The sequence below is a fragment of the Candidatus Phytoplasma prunorum genome (assembly GCF_036924415.2).
In the GTDB taxonomy this organism is placed as follows: Bacteria; Bacillota_I; Bacilli_A; order Acholeplasmatales; family Acholeplasmataceae; genus Phytoplasma; species Phytoplasma prunorum.
Genome location: NZ_JAZHCY020000011.1, coordinates 14,064 through 32,887, shown reverse-complemented (window position 1 = coordinate 32,887; position 18,824 = coordinate 14,064). Strand labels below are relative to the sequence as shown.

27 protein-coding genes are annotated in these 18,824 nt (G+C 22.9%); all 27 read right to left on the bottom strand.

Annotation, left to right across the window (positions count from 1 at the left end; translation table 11 throughout):
* Positions 1–11 precede the first annotated feature (11 nt).
* Complete coding sequence (gene map, locus V9D86_RS02135; protein WP_334331153.1) at positions 12–758, bottom strand: type I methionyl aminopeptidase; 747 nt, start codon at positions 756–758, stop codon at positions 12–14.
* A 48-nt stretch (positions 759–806) separates the two neighbouring features.
* Positions 807–2,027, bottom strand: a complete 1,221-nt coding sequence (locus V9D86_RS02130) for a preprotein translocase subunit SecY (RefSeq protein ID WP_334331152.1) — start codon at positions 2,025–2,027, stop codon at positions 807–809.
* Between the two features lie 3 nt (positions 2,028–2,030).
* Positions 2,031–2,471: a 50S ribosomal protein L15 gene (gene rplO, locus V9D86_RS02125; RefSeq protein WP_367950702.1), complete on the bottom strand. Its 441-nt coding sequence runs from the start codon at positions 2,469–2,471 to the stop codon at positions 2,031–2,033.
* 15 nt (positions 2,472–2,486) lie between these two features.
* The gene (rpmD, locus tag V9D86_RS02120; RefSeq protein ID WP_334331151.1) at positions 2,487–2,672 is read right to left on the bottom strand and encodes a 50S ribosomal protein L30; all 186 of its coding nucleotides are present in this window, start codon (positions 2,670–2,672) and stop codon (positions 2,487–2,489) included.
* Positions 2,673–2,678: 6 nt separating this feature from the next.
* Entirely contained in the window at positions 2,679–3,185 is a 507-nt protein-coding gene (rpsE, locus tag V9D86_RS02115) for a 30S ribosomal protein S5 (RefSeq protein WP_334331150.1), read from the bottom strand.
* 11 nt (positions 3,186–3,196) lie between these two features.
* Positions 3,197–3,550, bottom strand: coding sequence for a 50S ribosomal protein L18 (gene rplR / locus V9D86_RS02110; RefSeq protein WP_334331149.1), 354 nt, complete (start codon positions 3,548–3,550; stop codon positions 3,197–3,199).
* A 22-nt stretch (positions 3,551–3,572) separates the two neighbouring features.
* Positions 3,573–4,118, bottom strand: coding sequence for a 50S ribosomal protein L6 (rplF, locus tag V9D86_RS02105; RefSeq protein WP_334331148.1), 546 nt, complete (start codon positions 4,116–4,118; stop codon positions 3,573–3,575).
* Positions 4,119–4,134: 16 nt separating this feature from the next.
* On the bottom strand, positions 4,135–4,527 hold the full coding sequence (rpsH, locus tag V9D86_RS02100) for a 30S ribosomal protein S8 (protein WP_334331147.1): 393 nt from the start codon (positions 4,525–4,527) through the stop codon (positions 4,135–4,137).
* Positions 4,528–4,553: 26 nt separating this feature from the next.
* Positions 4,554–4,823: a 30S ribosomal protein S14 gene (gene rpsN, locus V9D86_RS02095; RefSeq protein WP_334331146.1), complete on the bottom strand. Its 270-nt coding sequence runs from the start codon at positions 4,821–4,823 to the stop codon at positions 4,554–4,556.
* 11 nt (positions 4,824–4,834) lie between these two features.
* A complete protein-coding gene (rplE, locus tag V9D86_RS02090) occupies positions 4,835–5,371 on the bottom strand; it encodes a 50S ribosomal protein L5 (RefSeq protein WP_334331145.1) in 537 nt (178 codons plus the stop codon).
* 16 nt (positions 5,372–5,387) lie between these two features.
* Complete coding sequence (gene rplX / locus V9D86_RS02085; protein ID WP_334331144.1) at positions 5,388–5,735, bottom strand: 50S ribosomal protein L24; 348 nt, start codon at positions 5,733–5,735, stop codon at positions 5,388–5,390.
* A 21-nt stretch (positions 5,736–5,756) separates the two neighbouring features.
* Complete coding sequence (rplN, locus tag V9D86_RS02080) at positions 5,757–6,125, bottom strand: 50S ribosomal protein L14 (RefSeq protein WP_334331143.1); 369 nt, start codon at positions 6,123–6,125, stop codon at positions 5,757–5,759.
* Positions 6,122–6,391, bottom strand: coding sequence for a 30S ribosomal protein S17 (rpsQ, locus tag V9D86_RS02075; protein WP_334331142.1), 270 nt, complete (start codon positions 6,389–6,391; stop codon positions 6,122–6,124). The genes rplN and rpsQ overlap by 4 nt, the downstream gene beginning before the upstream one ends.
* Positions 6,392–6,459: 68 nt before the next feature.
* Positions 6,460–6,726: a 50S ribosomal protein L29 gene (rpmC, locus tag V9D86_RS02070; protein WP_334331141.1), complete on the bottom strand. Its 267-nt coding sequence runs from the start codon at positions 6,724–6,726 to the stop codon at positions 6,460–6,462.
* Positions 6,726–7,148: a 50S ribosomal protein L16 gene (rplP, locus tag V9D86_RS02065; RefSeq protein WP_334331140.1), complete on the bottom strand. Its 423-nt coding sequence runs from the start codon at positions 7,146–7,148 to the stop codon at positions 6,726–6,728. The genes rpmC and rplP overlap by 1 nt, the downstream gene beginning before the upstream one ends.
* Before the next feature lie 2 nt (positions 7,149–7,150).
* A complete protein-coding gene (gene rpsC / locus V9D86_RS02060; protein ID WP_334331139.1) occupies positions 7,151–7,888 on the bottom strand; it encodes a 30S ribosomal protein S3 in 738 nt (245 codons plus the stop codon).
* Entirely contained in the window at positions 7,872–8,267 is a 396-nt protein-coding gene (rplV, locus tag V9D86_RS02055) for a 50S ribosomal protein L22 (protein ID WP_334331138.1), read from the bottom strand. Before rplV ends, rpsC begins: the two co-directional genes overlap by 17 nt.
* Positions 8,268–8,285: 18 nt before the next feature.
* Positions 8,286–8,567 carry a 30S ribosomal protein S19 gene (gene rpsS, locus V9D86_RS02050; RefSeq protein WP_334331137.1) on the bottom strand — a complete coding sequence of 94 codons (282 nt, stop codon included), beginning with the start codon at positions 8,565–8,567 and terminating at the stop codon, positions 8,286–8,288.
* A 16-nt stretch (positions 8,568–8,583) separates the two neighbouring features.
* A complete protein-coding gene (gene rplB, locus V9D86_RS02045; RefSeq protein ID WP_334331136.1) occupies positions 8,584–9,426 on the bottom strand; it encodes a 50S ribosomal protein L2 in 843 nt (280 codons plus the stop codon).
* Positions 9,427–9,480: 54 nt separating this feature from the next.
* On the bottom strand, positions 9,481–9,765 hold the full coding sequence (rplW, locus tag V9D86_RS02040) for a 50S ribosomal protein L23 (protein ID WP_334331135.1): 285 nt from the start codon (positions 9,763–9,765) through the stop codon (positions 9,481–9,483).
* Entirely contained in the window at positions 9,765–10,388 is a 624-nt protein-coding gene (gene rplD / locus V9D86_RS02035; RefSeq protein ID WP_334331134.1) for a 50S ribosomal protein L4, read from the bottom strand. The genes rplW and rplD overlap by 1 nt, the downstream gene beginning before the upstream one ends.
* A complete protein-coding gene (rplC, locus tag V9D86_RS02030; RefSeq protein WP_334331133.1) occupies positions 10,381–11,040 on the bottom strand; it encodes a 50S ribosomal protein L3 in 660 nt (219 codons plus the stop codon). Before rplC ends, rplD begins: the two co-directional genes overlap by 8 nt.
* Positions 11,041–11,091: 51 nt before the next feature.
* Entirely contained in the window at positions 11,092–11,406 is a 315-nt protein-coding gene (gene rpsJ / locus V9D86_RS02025) for a 30S ribosomal protein S10 (protein WP_334331132.1), read from the bottom strand.
* A 234-nt stretch (positions 11,407–11,640) separates the two neighbouring features.
* Positions 11,641–12,417, bottom strand: coding sequence for an alpha/beta fold hydrolase (locus V9D86_RS02020; protein WP_334331131.1), 777 nt, complete (start codon positions 12,415–12,417; stop codon positions 11,641–11,643).
* A gap of 37 nt (positions 12,418–12,454) precedes the next feature.
* Complete coding sequence (locus tag V9D86_RS02015; RefSeq protein WP_334331130.1) at positions 12,455–15,037, bottom strand: valine--tRNA ligase; 2,583 nt, start codon at positions 15,035–15,037, stop codon at positions 12,455–12,457.
* A 565-nt stretch (positions 15,038–15,602) separates the two neighbouring features.
* Entirely contained in the window at positions 15,603–16,319 is a 717-nt protein-coding gene (rlmB, locus tag V9D86_RS02010; protein ID WP_334331129.1) for a 23S rRNA (guanosine(2251)-2'-O)-methyltransferase RlmB, read from the bottom strand.
* A gap of 45 nt (positions 16,320–16,364) precedes the next feature.
* Positions 16,365–18,821: an HAD-IC family P-type ATPase gene (locus V9D86_RS02005; RefSeq protein WP_334331128.1), complete on the bottom strand. Its 2,457-nt coding sequence runs from the start codon at positions 18,819–18,821 to the stop codon at positions 16,365–16,367.
* Between the last annotated feature and the right edge of the window lie 3 nt (positions 18,822–18,824).

Below are 18,824 nucleotides of genomic sequence, written 5' to 3'. Positions count from 1 at the left end.
TTTTTTAAATATTAAGTTAAAATTTCATAATCTTTTTCAGTAACTAAAACAGTATGTTCAAAATGAGCACTAAAACTGCGATCAACAGTAACAGCAGTCCAATTATCGAATAAAATTTCTATTTCTTCACTACCTAAAGTAATCATTGGTTCAATACAAAAAGTCATTCCTGGTTTTAATTCAATGTTTTTTTGTTCATATACTATACAATTAGGAATATAAGGTTCTTCATGCAATTTTTTTCCAATACCATGACCAGTAAAATCCTTAACAATTCCATATCCGTAAGGTTTAACAAACTCTTCTATAGCTCTCGAAATATCAATAATATAGTTATGAGTTTTAACTTGTTTTAAACCTTCATATAAAGCTTTTTGTGTCACATCTATTAATTGAATAATTGGTGTTTCAACAGTTCCAATAGTATAAGTAAATGCTGAATCAACAAAATAACCTTTATAATTAATGCCTAAATCAATAGTAATAATATCTCCTGATTTTAAAATTTGTTTTTTAGAAGGAATACCATGAACAACTACTTCATTAACAGAAGTACAAATATGTTTTGAAAAACCTTTATAATTTTTAAAAGCAGAAATAGCTCTTTGTTTTTTAATAAAATTTTTAGCTAAAGTATCTAAATAGTAAGTTGAAACACCAGGTTTTAAATATAAACTTAACATTTTTCTAAGACGTTTTAAAATAAAACCAGCTTGTTTCATTAAATGAATTTCATTTTCTGTTTTAATAAAAATCACTTAATTTACCTATAAATATATAAACTAAAAAACATCATTATTATTTTTTTAAAAAATTTTTGCATAATCTTCTTTATTAACAGTAGAACTAATTTGTTGTAAAGTTTCAATAGAAACACCAACAATAATTAAAAACCCTGTTCCTCCTATTTTAAATTCTGTAAAATTAAAAAATTTACTAATTAATAAAGGTAATATAAATAAAAAAACCATAAACAAAACACCAATAAGCGTAATCCTAAAAAAATCATAAGATATTTTTTCTGTAGTTTGTTTACCTGGTCTGCAATTTTCAATATAAGCATCTTGTTTAGATAAATGTTCGGAGATATCATGAATATTTACAATTAAAAAAGAAGTTAAAAAAGAGAAAAAAATTATTAAACAAACAAAAAAAATAATTCCTAAACTAGTAGATATACTAATAAAATCTATAATTTTATCTTTATAACTTAATTTGTTAAAAAATGGTATATTATTAATAAAAAACATAAAAAATGCTTGTAAAGTAGACGTTAAAATAATAGGCAATACCCCGGAAACATTAATTTTTAAAGGAATATAATTTTCTACCTGACTTTGTTTATTAGGATAAATAATAGGAATTTTAAAAGTAGCTAAATAAATTATAACAGTAGATATTAAAATAAATAATAATAATAAAAATAAAGAAAAAAATTTAATTTTATCAGTATGCCAAAATTCAAATATTTTTTGAAAAGTATTAATTACTCCACTACTCATTCCAACCATAATTAAAATTGAAGTTCCATTACCAATCCCTTTAGCTGTAATTAAATCAGATAACCAAATAGAAATAGCTGTTCCAGTAGCTAAAAAAAACGATATATATATCTTATCTTTAAATAATTCAATATTATATTTATTCATCATTAAATAACTTTGAAACATAGCTAATAAAATAGCTAAAAAACGAATTAAACGATTTAATTTTTGTTTTCCAACTTCACCTTGTTCACGCCATTCTTTCAAATGAGGAATTAATTTTTGAACCAATTGAATAAAAATAGAAACAGTAATATAAGGATATATACTTAAAGATAATAAATTAAAATTACTAAGATCAAAATTAATTAAAAATTGATTTTGATTAAATTTTTTAAAAATTTTCATAATTGCCGCTATGTTAACAGGTAAAAACGGAATTTGTATACTACGTCCTAAAATAAAAATAAAAATAATAAATAAAGTAAAAACAATTCTTGAAATTAATTTACTGTTAAAAATTAATTTTATGTTTTTTAACATCCCTTAATTAACCTCAATATTTCCGCCTGCTAATTTTATATTTTCTTGAGCTTTTTTTGAATATTTAGAAACTTGAAAATTTAATTTTTTTGTTAATTTTCCATGAGATAAAATTTTAACTCCGTTAGGTAATATACTTTTAATAATTTTTTTCTCTAATAATAATTCTTCATTAACTAAAGTATTATTTTCCAATATTTCTAATGTACCTAAATTAACTATAGAATATTTTTTTTGATTAACATTGTGAAATCCACGTTTAGGAATTCTCTGAAAAAAAGGTATTTGACCTCCTTCAAAACCTGGTCTAACACCACCGCCAGAACGTGCTAATTGTCCTTTATGACCCTTACCAGAAGTTTTACCAGTACCACTTCCACAACCTCGTCCTAAACGCTTAACCGTCTTACGAGCACCTTTAAATGGTTTTATTTGATGTAACATAATTATAAACCCTTTCTAAATTTTTTCAATAGTAACTAAATGATAAATTTTTCTCATCATACCTCTATTAACCGGATTATCATCTTTTATAACTTTTTGATTAATTTTTCTTAAACCTAAAATATGTGCAGTTTGAATTTGTGATTTAGTTCTAGCAATTAAACTTTTATTTAAAATAATCATAAATTGTGGTTTTTTCATTTTTTATTATTCCACCTTATCAAAAGAAATTCCTCTTATTTTAGCAATTTCTTCCTTTGTTCTTAATTTTTTTAAACCATCTACAATAGCTCTTAAAACATTAATAGATGTTCTAGAACCTAAAGTTTTAGCTGAAATATCATTAATTCCTGCTAATTCAAAAATAGTTCTTGCAGCATTACCACCTGCAATAATACCTGTACCTTTACAAACTGGTTTTAAAAAAATTTTAGTAGCACCAAAATGACCAGTAATCAAATGTGTAATTGTTGTTTTAAATAAAGGTACTGTTATTAAATTTTTTTTTGCTTTTTCTGAAGCTTTTTTAATTGACTCTATAACTTCTTGAGATTTACCAGTAGCAAAACCTACTCTACCTTTTTTATCGCCTACAACTAACAAAACAGCAAAACGAAAACGTCTTCCGCCTTTAACTACCTTAGTAATGCGTTTTATTTTAACTACTTTTTCTTCAAATAAATTTACTTTTTTATTAAATTTTTGTTTTATCATATCAACTATCCTTAAAACTTTAATCCTAATCTTCGAGAAGCATTAGCTAAAGCTTCGATTTTTCCATGATACAAAAAACCGCCTCTGTCAAAAACTACATTAATAATTCCTTGAGCTAAAGCTTTTTTAGCTATCAATTCACCAACTTTAGTAGCTGTTGTTATATTTAAACCTTTAGAATCGACTTCTTTACTATGAACACTACATAAAGTTATTTGCTTTTCATCATCTATTAATTGTATATAAAAATATTTATTAGAACGAAAAATATTTAAACGTGGTTTTTGGTTTGTACCGATAATTTTTTTTCTTAATTTTAAATGACGTTTTTTACGAACTAAATTAGATATTTTTTTAATGATCATAAACTATTTAATTGACCTTTCTTTATTTTTTAGCACTCTTACCAGCTTTACGAATAACATATTGACCTTCAAAACGAATACCTTTACCTTTATAAGGTTCTGGTTTACGTAATTTAGCTATTTTAGAAGCAAATTCACCTACAAATTGTTTATCTATTCCTTTAATATGAATACCTTTAATTTTTTTAGGAATTTCTATATTAATACCTTTAGGTATAATAATTGTAATAGGATGTGAAAAACCTAAATGTAAAATTAGTTTCTCACCTTGCAAATCAACTTTATAATCTAAACCTACAATTTCTAAACGCTTAACAAATCCTTTTTCTACCCCTTCAATCATATTAGATAATAAAGCACGAGTAGTACCATGAATTTTTTTCATAAAAAGTTCATCATTAGGACGTGTTACTTTGATAATATTATTTATAAGAAGAATTTTAATTTTATGATTAAATTGATATTCAAGTTTTCCCTGAGGGCCTGAAACAACAATAAAATTTTTATCCTTAATTTGTATATTAACAATTTCAGGAACTTTAATTTCTTTATTGCCTATTCTTGACATGTTGTTATTCCTTTCATTACCAAATATAAGCCAATACTTCTCCGCCTACTTTTTCTAAACGAGCTTTATTATCTGTTAAAATACCTTTATTAGTAGAAATTAATGCAATACCTAAACCACCTAATACTTTAGGAATTTTTTCTACCGAAGCATAAACTTTTAAACCCGGTTTAGAAACTTTTTTTAAACCTTTGATAACTCTTTCTCTTTCAAATGTATACTTTAAACTAATAATAATTTCTCGTTTTAATTCTTTAATAAAAAAGTTTTTAATAAAACCTTCTTCTTTTAATACTTTCAAAATTGCCAATTTTAACTTAGAAATTGGAACTATTACTTGTGAATGATGCATTTGATTAGCATTTCTAATTCGAGTTAACATATCAGCAATATTATCAGTCATAACCATATATTATTTATTAACCTCCTCTTGTTTTACCAACTAGCTTTTTTAATGCCCGGAATTTCACCTTTATGTGCTAGTTCTCTAAATTTAATTCTAGAAATACCAAATTTTCGCATATATCCACGAGAACGACCATCAATTGAGTCTCTATTTCTATAACGTACTTTAGAAGCTTTAGCAGGAATCATTGATAAACCTTCATAGTCGGCATTTTTTTTTAATTCAAAATATTTCTCAGCATACTTTGAAATTAATAACAATTGTTTTTTATTTTTAACTATTTTAGATTTTTTAGCCATATATTTTCTCCTTAATCTTTAAAAGGCATGCCGTAAAGTTCTAATAATTTTTTAGCTTCTTCATTGGTTTTAGCAGTAGTAACAATAACAATATCCATACCACGATTTTTAGTGATTTTATCAATATTTATTTCTGGAAAAACAATTTGTTCTTTTAAACCTAAAGAATAATTTCCTCTTCCATCAAAAGATTTAGGTGAAACACCTCTAAAATCTCTTACACGAGGCAAAACTACTTGAGTTAATTTATACAAAAATGATTCTTTTCGTTCACCTCTTAAAGTAACTTTAACCCCGATAAGCATTCCTTCTCTTAATTTAAAATTAGAAATTGATTTTTTAGCTTTAGTAGCTACTGGACGTTGTCCACTTAATAAAGTTAATTCTTGAAAAACATTTTCTAAAACTTTAGGATTAGTTGCGGCATCACCAACACCCATATTAATAACAATTTTATCTATTTTAGGAACTTGCATCAAAGATTTATAACTAAATTTTTTAATTAAAAAAGAAATTATTTCTTCTTTATTATGATGTCTTTTTGTCATTTATTAAAATTTCTCCTTAGTTTAAATCTTCTATTATAGTTCCTGATTTCTTAAAATAACGAACTTTTTTATTATTTTCTATACGATAACCAACTCTGGTGGGAACATTTTTTACAGAATCAATTAAAGCTACATTAGAAATATGTATTGGCGCTTCTTGTTTAATAATATTACCTTTATCTTCATCTTTTAAAGGAGCTTTATGTTTACAAACAATATTCATACCTTCAACTAATACTTTTTGTTGTTTATGAAAAATTTTTAAAATTTTTCCAGTTTTAATAATTTTTTTACCATTGTCATTAGTAACAAAACGTTTTTTACCGGTAATAATTGCTACTTGATCACCTAATTTAATACGCATTATCGTACTTCCTTTATAATACTATAATACTTCTTGTGCTAAAGAAATAATTTTAGTAAATTTTTTTTCTCTTAGTTCACGTGCTATTGAACCAAAAATACGAGTACCCCTTGGGGTTAAATCATCTTTAATAATAACTACAGCGTTTTCATCAAATTTAATATAAGAACCATCTTTTCGTCTTAAACCATATTTAGTTCTAACTATAACAGCTTTTAATACATCTCCTGCCTTAACATTACCAGAAGAAATTGCTTTTTTTACAGTTACAACAACAATATCTCCAATATTAGCATAAAAACCAGTACTCCCGCCTAAAATATTAATAACTAAAACCTCTTTAGCACCACTGTTATCTGCTACAACTAAACGACTTTCTCGTTGAATCATTGTTTTTTATCCTTATCATTGTTAGAAATAATTTTTATTAAACGAAATTTTTTAGTTTTAGAAAGAGGTCTAGTTTCCATAAAACTAATTAAATTACCTTTTTTGGCTTTTTCCATTTCATCATGAACATAAAATTTTCTAGATTTTTTAACTATTTTTCCAAATAACAAATCTTTTTTATAAATATTCACTACCGCAGTAACAGTTTTATTCATTTTATCAGATACAACATTACCTATAAAAATTTTTCTAGAATTACGTAACATTTCAATACCTCCTTATATTATAGTTAAAAAAATTAATATTAAATTTACCTTAATTATTTTTTATTTTTTTATAATATTATTTTTTCTTTTTTAATTTCACTTATATCTTTAAAATTATTATTTTTCAATTCTGGAAAAATTTTTTTAGATAAAAAATTCTCTGTAATAACAGTTTTAATACGAGCAATATCTTTTTTAACTTTATTAATTTGAGAAGTATTAGTTAATTGACCTAAAGATAACTTAAAGCGTAAACGAAAAAAATCTTCTTTAAAATTAATTAAATTATCTTGTAATTCTTTGATAGTCATTTTACGAAATTTTTGAATTTTCATTATTTTTGTTCGCCCTTCTTAACAATTTTAGTTTTAATAGGCAATTTATGTGATGCTAATCTTAAAGCTTCTAATTCGGCTTTAACAGAATTATTTAAATCACTTACTTCAAATAAAACTTTACCTTTTTTAACTACAGCTACCCATTCTTCTGGAGTACCTTTACCTGAACCCATACGAACTTCTAAAGGTTTTCTAGTTAAAGATAAATGAGGGAAAATGTTAATCCAAACTTTTCCTGTTCTTTTCATATGACGAGTCATAGCAATACGAGCAGCTTCGATTTGCTTATTGGTAATCCAATTACCCTCTTGCGCTATTAAACCATAATTACCATTAACAATTAAATTTTTACCTTTAACCTTACCTTCATAACTTAGACGATGAGGACGACGATATTTAGTTCTCTTAGGCATTAACATAATTATTTATCACCTTTATAATTATTATTTTTTTTATTATTTTTAGAAATATAATTACTTTTTATAACAAAAGGTTTTCTAGTGTCTAAAATAGTTTCGCCTGGTAAAACATCACCATGAAAAATCCATACTTTAACACCAAAAGAACCGTAAGTTGTATGAGCTTCTGCAAATGCATATTCAACATCTGCTCGTAAAGTATTAAGTGGTACTCTACCTTCTAAATAACCTTCACTACGAGCCATTTCTAAACCACCTAAACGACCAGAAATTAAAGTTTTAACACCTTTAACTCCTGTTTTTAAAACTCTTTGAATAGCCATTTTTTGCACACGTCTAAAATAAAACCGTTGTTCTAATTGTTCAGCCATTGTTTTTGCTACTAAAATAGCTACTTTATCAGGATTTTTAATTTCTATAACATTTAAAACTACTTCTTTTTTTGTTATTTGTTCTATTTGTTTAGTAATTTTTTTAAGTAATTCATTATCTTTACCGTTAATTATATTAATCTTAACAACATGTAAATTAATTTTAATAATTTCTTTATCTTTTTTCTTACTACGTTCAATTTCAATTTTAGAAATTAAAGATTTAGAATAATTTTTATTAATAAAATTACGAATACAAAAATCTTCATGAATAAATTGTGGAGTTTTTTTAAAATTTGCAAACCATTTAGAATCCCAATCTTTAATAATGCCTAATCTTAAACCATTAGGATTAGATTTTTGTCCCATAAACATTGACCTCCTTTTTTTTAGTTTCAATTTCTTTTTTAATTTCTTTTGTAACAGATAATTTTAAAACAATATGGCTAGTTCTTTTTTTAATCATATCACCCGAACCTTTAGCTCTAGGAAACAAACGTTTTAAACGTAATCCTTCATTAACATAAACTTCAGAAATATAAAAATCATTAGAATTTAAATTAACATTTTGCAATAAATTAGCTTCAGCACTATTTAAAAGTTTTAAAATAATATTTGAAGCTGCTTTAGGAGTAAACATTAAAATAGCTTTAGCTACTTTAATTTCTTTACCACGAATTAAATTAACTACTAAACGTGCTTTTCGAGGAGCAATTGAAACTTTTTTTATAATAGCTTTAGAAATCATTTTTTTTATTCCTTTCTACTATTTTTTTTGAATTTTTTTATCTTTTTTATCATGCCCACGATAAGTGCGTGTCGGAGAAAACTCTCCTAATTTATGTCCTACCATATCTTCATTAATATAAACAGGTATGTGTACGCGACCATTATAAACAGCAAAAGTATTTCCTATAAATTGGGGCAAAATAGTTGTTCTTCTAGACCATGTTTGAATAACTTTTTTATTTTTAATATCTTTTTGTTTTAAAACTTTAACTAATAAATGATTATCATAGAAAGGGCCTTTTTTAACTGAACGTGACATATTTTTTTTCTCCTAATTATTTTTTACGACTTCTAATAATTAAAAAATTTGATTTCTTTTTACGATCTCTAGTTTTAACACCTCGAGCTTTTTTACCCCAAGGAGTCATTGGTGATTTACGACCAATAGGAGCGCGACCTTCACCACCTCCATGAGGATGATCGTTAGGATTCATAGCAGATCCTCTAACAGTAGGTCTAATACCTAAATAACGTTTTTTACCAGCTTTACCATAATTAATTAATTTATGAGATTCATTACCAATTTCACCAATAGTAGCACGACAAGAACTTAAAACTTTACGAACTTCACCAGAAGGTAATCGCAAAGAAACATATTTATCTTCTCTACTAATAATTTGAACATAAGTTCCAGCACTACGAGCTAATTGACCTCCTTTACCTGGCTTTAATTCAATATTATGAACTTTAGTACCAATAGGAATATTAATTAAAGGTAAAGTATTACCAATTTTAATATCAGATTTAGGTCCAGATAAAATTTTAGAACCGACATTTAAATCTTTAGGACATAAAATATATCTTTTTTCACCATCTGAATAATAAACCAAAGCAACGTTAGCACTACAATTTGGATTATATTCAATTTGAGATATTTTACCTATAATATTATCTTTATTTCTTTTAAAATCTATTAAACGATATCTTCTCTTAACGCCTCCACCTTTATGTCTAACAGTTATCTTACCTTGATTATTACGACCACTCATTTTTTTACGAGTAACCAATAAACTTTTTTCTGGTTTTTGAGTCGTAATTTCAGAAAAACTAGAAACACTCATATTACGTAAGCCATTAGTAATAGGTTTATATTTTTTAATTGACGTCTTTATTGACATTTTTAACCTTCCTTAAAAATTAGAAATATATTTATTTTTTATAATAAAAAAATATTAATTTATAATATCTATTTTATGTCCAGGAAATAACTTAACAATAGCTTTTTTGTAGCCTGATGTATAACCTGAATATTTACCTTTTCTTTTAAACTTAGGAGAAACATTTAAAGTATTAACAGACTTGACTTTAATTAAAAAAATCTTTTCTAAAGCTTTTTTTATATCTGTTTTATTAGCTTTTTTAGATACTTTAAAAAAATATTTATTTTGTCTTTCAATTAATTTATTAGTTTCTTCTGTGAAAATAGGTGATTTAATCAAATCATAATATTTAATCATTATTTCAAATTCTCCTCAAAATAATTAGCAGCTTCTTTTGTTAAAATAATTTTAGAATAACTTAATAATTGATAAACACTAACATGTTCTACAGTTTCTAATAATACTTTAGATAAATTTCTAATAGAAAGACATAAATTATGATTTAATTCTGTAGTTAAAATTAAAGTTTTTTGTTTAATATTTAATTGATTTAAAATATTTTGAAATTCTTTAGTTTTATAAGTTTCTAAATTAATATTATCTATTAATATTACATTTTTATTATTAATTTTCCAAGATAAAGCCATTTTTAAAGCTAATCGTCGTACCTTTTGATTAACTTTAACAGAATAATCACGAGGCGAAGGACCAAAACAAACTCCACCACCTCTCCATAAAGGTGATCTAATAGTTCCATGACGAGCACGACCTGTTCCTTTTTGACGCCAAGGTTTTTTACCACCACCAGAAACTAAAGCTCTATTTTTAGTAGAATGAGTACCTTGTCTCATAGATGCTCTTTGAGCATTAACTACATCATATAAAACTTGTTTATTTATTGTAATGCCAAAAATTTTATCATCTAAATAAATTTGAGATAAAAAATCACCTTTTTGATTAATCAAATTATATTTAGGCATTTTGGCCCTCCTTTATAACTTTTTTAATTGCTGTTTTAATCATTACAAATCCTTTTTTAGGGCCAGGAATACTACCTTTAATTAAAAAAAGTTCTTGTTCATGATCAATAGAATTAATTTTTAAATTTTGCAAAGTTACAGTTTGATGTCCCATTTGCCCTGGTAACTTCTTGCCTTTTATTTTACCTTTAATTGGTCCCATAGAACCTGGTCTTCGATGATATCTAGAACCATGACTTTTTGGACCTTCACTTTGATTATGTCTTTTAATAGAACCAGAAAATCCTTTACCTTTAGAAATGCCAATAACGTCGACAATATCTCCTGGTTGAAATAAATTAGTTTTTAAATAAGTACCTAATCCTAATTCTGATAATTCATTTTTAATACCTGGTATAAAACGAATTTCTTTAATGAATCGCTTAGGTGATGTTTTAGCATTTTTAAAATGTCCTAAAGCTGGCTTTGTACTTAATTTCTCTCTTTTAGAACTAAAACCTAATTGAGTAGAAATATAACCATTTTTTTGAAAAATATTTTGTTGTAAAATAACATTGTCTGAAACATCAACAACTGTAATAGGAATTAATAACCCTTGTTCATCGAAAACTTGTGTCATTCCTATTTTTCTTCCTAAGATTCCTTTAGCCATATTATTTAATCATTTCCTTTCTAAAAAATTTAACAATTATTTATATAATTTTTATTTTTTTAATAAAATATCTACCTCAGAAGGTAAATCAATGTACATTAAAGCATCAATAGTTTTTGGATTAGGATTAATAATTTGAATTAAACGCTTATGAGTTCGACGTTCAAACTGTTCTCGAGAATCCTTATTTACAAAAGGAGAACGTAAAACAGTAAAAATTTCTCTTTTAGTAGGTAAAGGCACAGGACCTTTAACTTCAGCACCTGTTTTTAAAACATTATTAATGATTTTTTTTGCAACTTGATCAATTAAATGATGTTCATATGTTTTCAAAAAAATCTTAATAACTTCTTTTTCTTTAGACATTTTATTTTATTTCTCCATGTATTATTTTTTACTTATCATAAAAGTTAATTAAAAAAATTATATATAAAATAAATTTAATAAATAATATTAAATTTTAAAACAATAATTATTATTTTTTTACTGAATAAATTAGAATTAAAAATAAACATTAAATATTATAACTTAAAAAAATTTTTATTGCAATATAAATAATTAAAAATTTAATAATATTAAATATTTTTATAAAATAAATTTTTATTTTAAAATTTGTAAATCTAACCATTTTAAAATATCTAATACAACTATTTTATGTTCTGAAACATGAAATAAATTATGATAATAATAAGGATATAAGTTAATTTTTTTATCTTTTGATTCAATTTTATTAAATAATGTTTTACTATGTAAATAAGAAACTATTTTATCTTGAAAATTATGTAAAAACAAAAAAGGAAATGAATATTTTTTTAAATTTTTATTTAAATATTTTATACTTAAAATTAAAATATTTCTCATTAAACGTGGTTTTACATAATCCAAACGATAAGGATTGTAATCATCCACCACAACATTATTCAATCTTTGAAAATTTAGTTTAATTTTTTTAAAATTAAAAAAATAATAAGGATATTGATAAAATAAATATTTTTTATCAATCATAGTAGGTGCTGAACTAACAATTAATCCATCAATATTACTATATTTAACAGCATAACTATTAACAATAATCCCACCCATACTGTGACCTAATAAAAAAATTTTTAAATTATTACTTTTTTTTAAAAACAAAACTAATTGAAATAAATCATCTAAAAAAAAATGAAAATTAAGAATATCTCCTCTTTTACCACTACTTTTACCATGCCCACGAACATCATATAATAAAACATTATAACCAGCTTGATTAAAATATTTAGCTAAATTACAATAATCTTTAGAATTTTCGCCTAAACCATGAGTAATAATAATATTAGCTTTGGAATTATTAACAATTTTAAAATCAGTATAAATAATATTATTATTAATAATCATATTTTAAACCTCATTTATAAATTAATTTTTATAAATTTTATTCTTCTTCATGAGATAAAAAATTCATTATTTTTTTATACTCAGATAAATAATTGCGATATTTATTTTTCTCTTCAATTATTTTATTTGGATTAGCTTTTGTTAAAAAATCTTTATTATTTAAAATATTTTCACTGCGTTTAATTTCTTTAAAAATAAATTCTTTTTGAATTTGTAAATTACTTTTATTTTTTTGTTTATTTAAAAACAAAAAAATATTTTTATCTAAATAAACACTAATATATTTTTCAACAAATAAAAGAGTTTTGTTTTTTTTATTAACTTTTTTAATTAAAATTATGTCATTAACATGAAAAAATTTTTTTAAAGTACTTTTGAAGGGTAACAAGATTTTTTGTTTTTCAATAGAAAGTTCTAATTCTATAGATATTAATCGAAAACTATTAATTTCATACTTTTTAACAAATTTTCGCATTTTAATAATCAAATTCTTTAAAATTTCAAAATCTTTCAAACATTCTAAATTTTCATAATTAATTTTCGGCCAACTAGATAACATAATAGTATCTTTTTTGTTAATTTCGATATAAATAAAATCTGTTAAAAAAGGAATAAATGGATTTAATAACTTTAAAATATTATTAAAAATATAAATTAAAAATTTTTGTGTATTAGATTTTTGAATATGATCTTTTAAAAATTCTAATCCCCAATTAGCAAAATCTTCCCAAATAAATTTATAAATTAATTTACCTACTTCATGAAATTCATATTTTTCAAATAAAATATCAACTTTAGTTAATAATTGCATAAATTGAGTTAAAACAGCTTTTTCTGGAAATAATAATTTATTTTCATCAAAATCTTCTGTAAAAATATTAAATTTTAACTTAAAAAAACGACTAATATTCCATATTTTATTTAAAAAATTCCAACTAGCATAAATTTTACTTTCGTTATAATTTAAATCCATACCAGGACTAGAATTCGTAGTTAAAAACCATCTTAAAGCGTCTGTCCCATATTTTTCTATAATTAAAATAGGATCAATACCATTACCTTTAGATTTAGACATTTTATTCCCTTTAGCATCTCTAATTAATCCATGCAATAAAACATCTTTAAAAGGATCTTTCTGAGTTAAATGTAAACTTTGTAGACACATACGAGAAACCCAAAAAGTTAAAATATCATAACCTGTAACCAAAACATCTACCGGAAAACGATACTTAAAATTAAAATTATCTTTATTGGGCCATCCCAAAACACTAAAAGGCCATAAAGAAGAAGAAAACCAAGTATCTAAAACATCTGGATCAGCTTTCCATTCTTTACCTGGACTTTCAATTTGAACTTTAATTTCAGAACCTTTGTGCCATGCAGGAATAGAATGACCCCACCATAATTGACGTGAAATACACCAATCTTGTAAATTCTCTAACCAACGAATAAATGTTTTTTTATAACGTAAAGGATAAAAATTAATTTTATTTTCATTTAAAACATTTTTAGCTAATTCGTTAGTTTTTAAAAACCATTGCAAAGAAAGTCTTTGTTCAATCGGAACATTAGAAATAGAAGAATAACCTATTGAACAAACATAAGGTTCTATTTTACTTACAAAACTTTTTTCTTGTAAAACATCAATTAATTTTTGACGACAAACGAAGCGGTCTAATTTTTCATAATCGAAAGCCATTTTATTCATAGTTCCATCTTTATTCATACATAAAACAGATTTTAAATTGTATTTTTTACCAATTAAAAAATCATTTTCATCATGAGCTGGAGTTACTTTAACTACTCCCGAACCAAATTCTGGTTTAACATAAGAATCACTAATTAAAGGAATAACAATATTAGTATCAGGAATTAAAAATTTAGAACCAATAAAATGTTTATACCTTTTATCATCTGGATGAACCATTAAAGCTTGATCAACAAAAATAGTTTCTGGTCTAGTAGTAGCAACTTCTAAAAAAAAATTATTATCATTATACAAAAAATACTTTAAATAATATATATAAGAATTTTTTTTTTGATAATATACTTCAACATTAGATAAAGCTGTTTGTGTTTTAGGATCCCAATTAATAATTCTATCAGAACGATAAATTAAATTTTGCTTATATAACTTAATAAAAACATAACGAACAGTAGAACTTAAATCTTGATCCAAAGTAAATTTTTCATTATCATAATCTAAATGTAAACCTAGACATTCCCATTGATTTCTTATTTTGCTTGCATATTCTTTTTTCCATTCCCAAGCATATTTTAAAAATTTTTCTTTAGAAAGTTCGTTATTAAGTAATCCTTCAAATTTTAATCTTTTTTTAACTTTATTTTGTGTAGCAATTCCAGCATGATCCATTCCAGGTAAAAAAAGAACTTCAAAACCTAACATTTTTTTTCTTCTAATAATTACATCTTGTAAAACATTATTCCAAGCATGCCCTAAATGTAGTTGACCTGTTACATTCGGAGGCGGAAGAACAATAGTAAAAGGTTTTTTTATATTAGTAATATTATTTTTTAAATTATCTTTAAAATATTTTTTATTTATCCAATTTTTATATCTATCTTTTTCTATGATTTTAAAATCATATTTTTTTTTCATAATAAAGTTCCCGATTAAAATTTTTATAAAAAATCAATTAAATGAAAGCAAATTATGTATTTATTAATAATATATTCAATAAAAAATGTTCATTACTAATAATTTAGAAAAAATAATTATGATTCTTTAATATTTATAAAATTGTTAAAATAGAAAATATTTAAAGTTTATAAAAATAATAAAAAATACATAATATTTATTTAGAAATAATAAATAAGTTAAAATAAACATTAAAATTAAAAAAATTAAATCTTTTATAATAAGATTATTTAATAATTTTTATTTTTATAAAAAAATTATCAAATAAATATTACACAATATTATTTATTTTTTAAACTTATTATTAATTATACTATAAATTTAATACATATATAATTTAAATATAAAATATAAGTTATCATTATTTACTTATTAAAAAAATACATAATAAATTATTAATAATTTTAAATTTATGAATATTTATTAAATAATAATTATATTCAATATTATACAATAAAAATTATAAATTATGAAATATTTAAAAAATAATTAATATTTGATAATTTATAACTTAAATTGAATAAAATTATAAATTTTTTGATAATAAAATAGAATAAATAAATAAAGCGGCAGCTACACTAACATTCAAAGAATTAATTTTACCTTGCATAGGTATTTTAACTAATAAATCAGAGTTTTTTTTTAATAAAAAACGAATTCCTTTTCCTTCATTTCCGATAATAATAGCTAATGATCGTTTTAAAGGAATTTTTTCTAAAGTATAAGAAGATTTTTCATCCGCAGAAATAATTAAAATATTATGTTTTTTTAATTTTAAAATTGTTTGATAAATATTAGCTACTAAAAAAATCTTAACATACTCTAAAGCTCCACTGGCAATTTTAGCAACAGTAGAATTTATAGGAGCTTGATGTTTATGACTAACAATAATGCCTTCAAAACCTGAAGCTTCAACAGTTCTTAAAATAGCTCCAAAATTATGAGGATCCTGAATTTGATCTAAAATTAAAAATCTTTGAATTTTTTCCGAATCAACATTATTTAAACATATTTCTAAAGAACTATATTTATAATCATCAACTTTAGCAACTATCCCTTGATGTTTATTAATTCCAGTTAAATTATTTAAAAATTGTTTATCTACTGACTTAAAATTAAATTTAATTTTTTTCAAAAAATTTAATAATCTTAAATCTAAATTTTTCTCATCTATAAACAAATTAAAAATTCTTCTTTTAGAATTAATAGCTTCTTTAACTGTATTTTTACCGTAAATAATCATCACAAAAACCTTTTAATTTTTTATTTATATATTAATAATTATTAATTATTTTTTCAAAACTCTTTTAATTAATAAAAGCATGCAAATAACAAAAAAATTAAAACATGAAAAATAAAACATTAATTTATTTATTTCTATTTGCTGTTTATAATTGTCTGTAAAAATTAAAAAATTAATAATTTTTTTAAATTGTAATAAATAAAAAGTAATTAAAAAAAATATTAACATAAAAATAAATAATATTTTTTTCCATTTATTAAATGGAAAACATTTATAAAATAATAAAGAGAATAAAACAAACGTAATAATAAAAAATAAAAAATTTGATATTATTATTTGCTTATAAATATTTTCATAAGAAATACAATTAAAATAAAATAACAAAAATAAATAATTTAAAAAAATTATAAAAGAAAAAGGAAAAGCTTTTTTTAAAACTTTTATTAAAAATTTATCATCTTCAACAATTTTATTATTATTTTCTAACATTAAAAAGAAAGACGGAATACCAATAGAAAAAAAATCTAATAAATTTAATTGTAAAGGATCAATCGGAAAAATTAATTTTTTATTATCTTGAAATAAAAATAAATTACAAATAATAACTGTTAATCCTAATAAAAAAGAAGCAATTGTTTTAGAAAAAAATAAAATAGAAATTTTTTCCAAATTATTAATTACTGTTCGGCCTTCTGCCACAATATTAGGTATTGCATTAAACTGTGAATCCATTAAAACTATATTAGCTAAATTACGTGTTACTTGACTTCCAGATCCCATTGCAATAGAAATATCAGAAACTTTAAAAGCTAAAACATCATTTACGCCATCGCCAGTCATAGCAACTTTATAATTTTGTTTTTTAAAACTTTCAATTAAAATTTTTTTTTGTTTAGGCGAAGTTCTACCAAAAACTTTATATTTTAAAGATAAGTTACAAACTTCTTTATCAGTTAAATTTTCTAAACTAATAACTTCTTTGTTATTTTCTATAATTCCTAAACGCTTAGCAATGTTAGCTACAGTTAAATGATTATCACCAGAAATAATTTTAATTGCTACATCATTTTTTTTAAAATAATTTATAGTAGAAATAATATTTTTTTTAATGTTATCTTCAATAATAATCAAAGATAAAGGTTCTTTTGCACGAAATATTTCTTTATTTTCTTTTAAAGAAAAATTATTTTTAGCTAATAAAATAACTCTATAACCCAAACTTGAATATTTATTTACTTCTTTTTTAAGAATATCAAAATCTTTTTCTAAAATAAATTCTGGAGAACCTAAAAAGAAAGTTCCTAATTGCTCAAATTCTATAGCACTATATTTACGCATACTAGAAAAAGGTAAACTATCAATATTTTTATATGGAAAAACATAAGATTCTGAATTAACAAAACTTTTTCTTAAAACATTGCCGGTAAAATTTAATTCCTGTTTAGCAGGAAACATTTGTGAAATAATTTGTTCTAATGAAATTTTATGTAATTTATTAAATTCTAAAACTTTTTTAACACTCATATTACCATCGGTAATAGTGCCTGTTTTATCTAAACATAAAATATTGATTTGCGATAACATTTCAATAGCAAAAAAATCTTGAACATAAACATTATTTTTAACCAATTTTAAACAACTAATTGTTAAAGATACACTTATTAAAAGAAAAATTCCTGTAGGCATCATTCCAATAATCATTCCAAATAAACCCAAATAATGAGAATTTAAATATTCAATGTTTGTGATAGGAAAATTTAAATACACTAACAAAGACATCGGAACTATAATAATCAAAACAATTTTAACAAAAAAAGATAAATTTCTTGTTAAAGGTGTTTGAATTTTAAGATATTTTTTAGCTTCTTTAGAAATTTTTTGAATATATGTATTATTTCCTATTTCTTTAACTTCCGCATAGGCTTGACCTGAAAAAACATAACTACCAGAAAATAAAAAATCGTCTTTTTGTTTAGAAACTAAATTTGATTCTCCAGTTAAAAAAGATTCATCTACTTCAATACATCCATCTTTTACTTTAGCATCTACTAAAATTTGATAACCTGTTTCAGTATACAAAAGATCGTCAATTACTATTTCAGAAGCATTAATTTCAATTAATTTACCATTACGAATAACTTTAGATTTATTTGACATTAATAAAGATATTTTATCTAATATATATTTAGCTTTAAGTTCCTGAAAAATTCCAATTAAAACATTTGCTGTGTTAGTAAATAGAAAAAAAAGTTGTTCATATCTTTTTAGATAAATTAAAAAAAAAGCCACTAAAAATACTAATAAATTTAAAAAACTAAAAAAATTACTTAAAATAATACTTAATGTTGTTTTTTTAACTTTTTGAGTAATTATATTTACTTTTCCTGATTTTTTTCTTTTTTCTATTTCTTCATCACTTAAACCATAAAATTTAAGAAAATTTTGATTTTTTAAATTATTTTTATCAATATCATTAATATTTTTTTTTTCGATTTTTTTCATAAA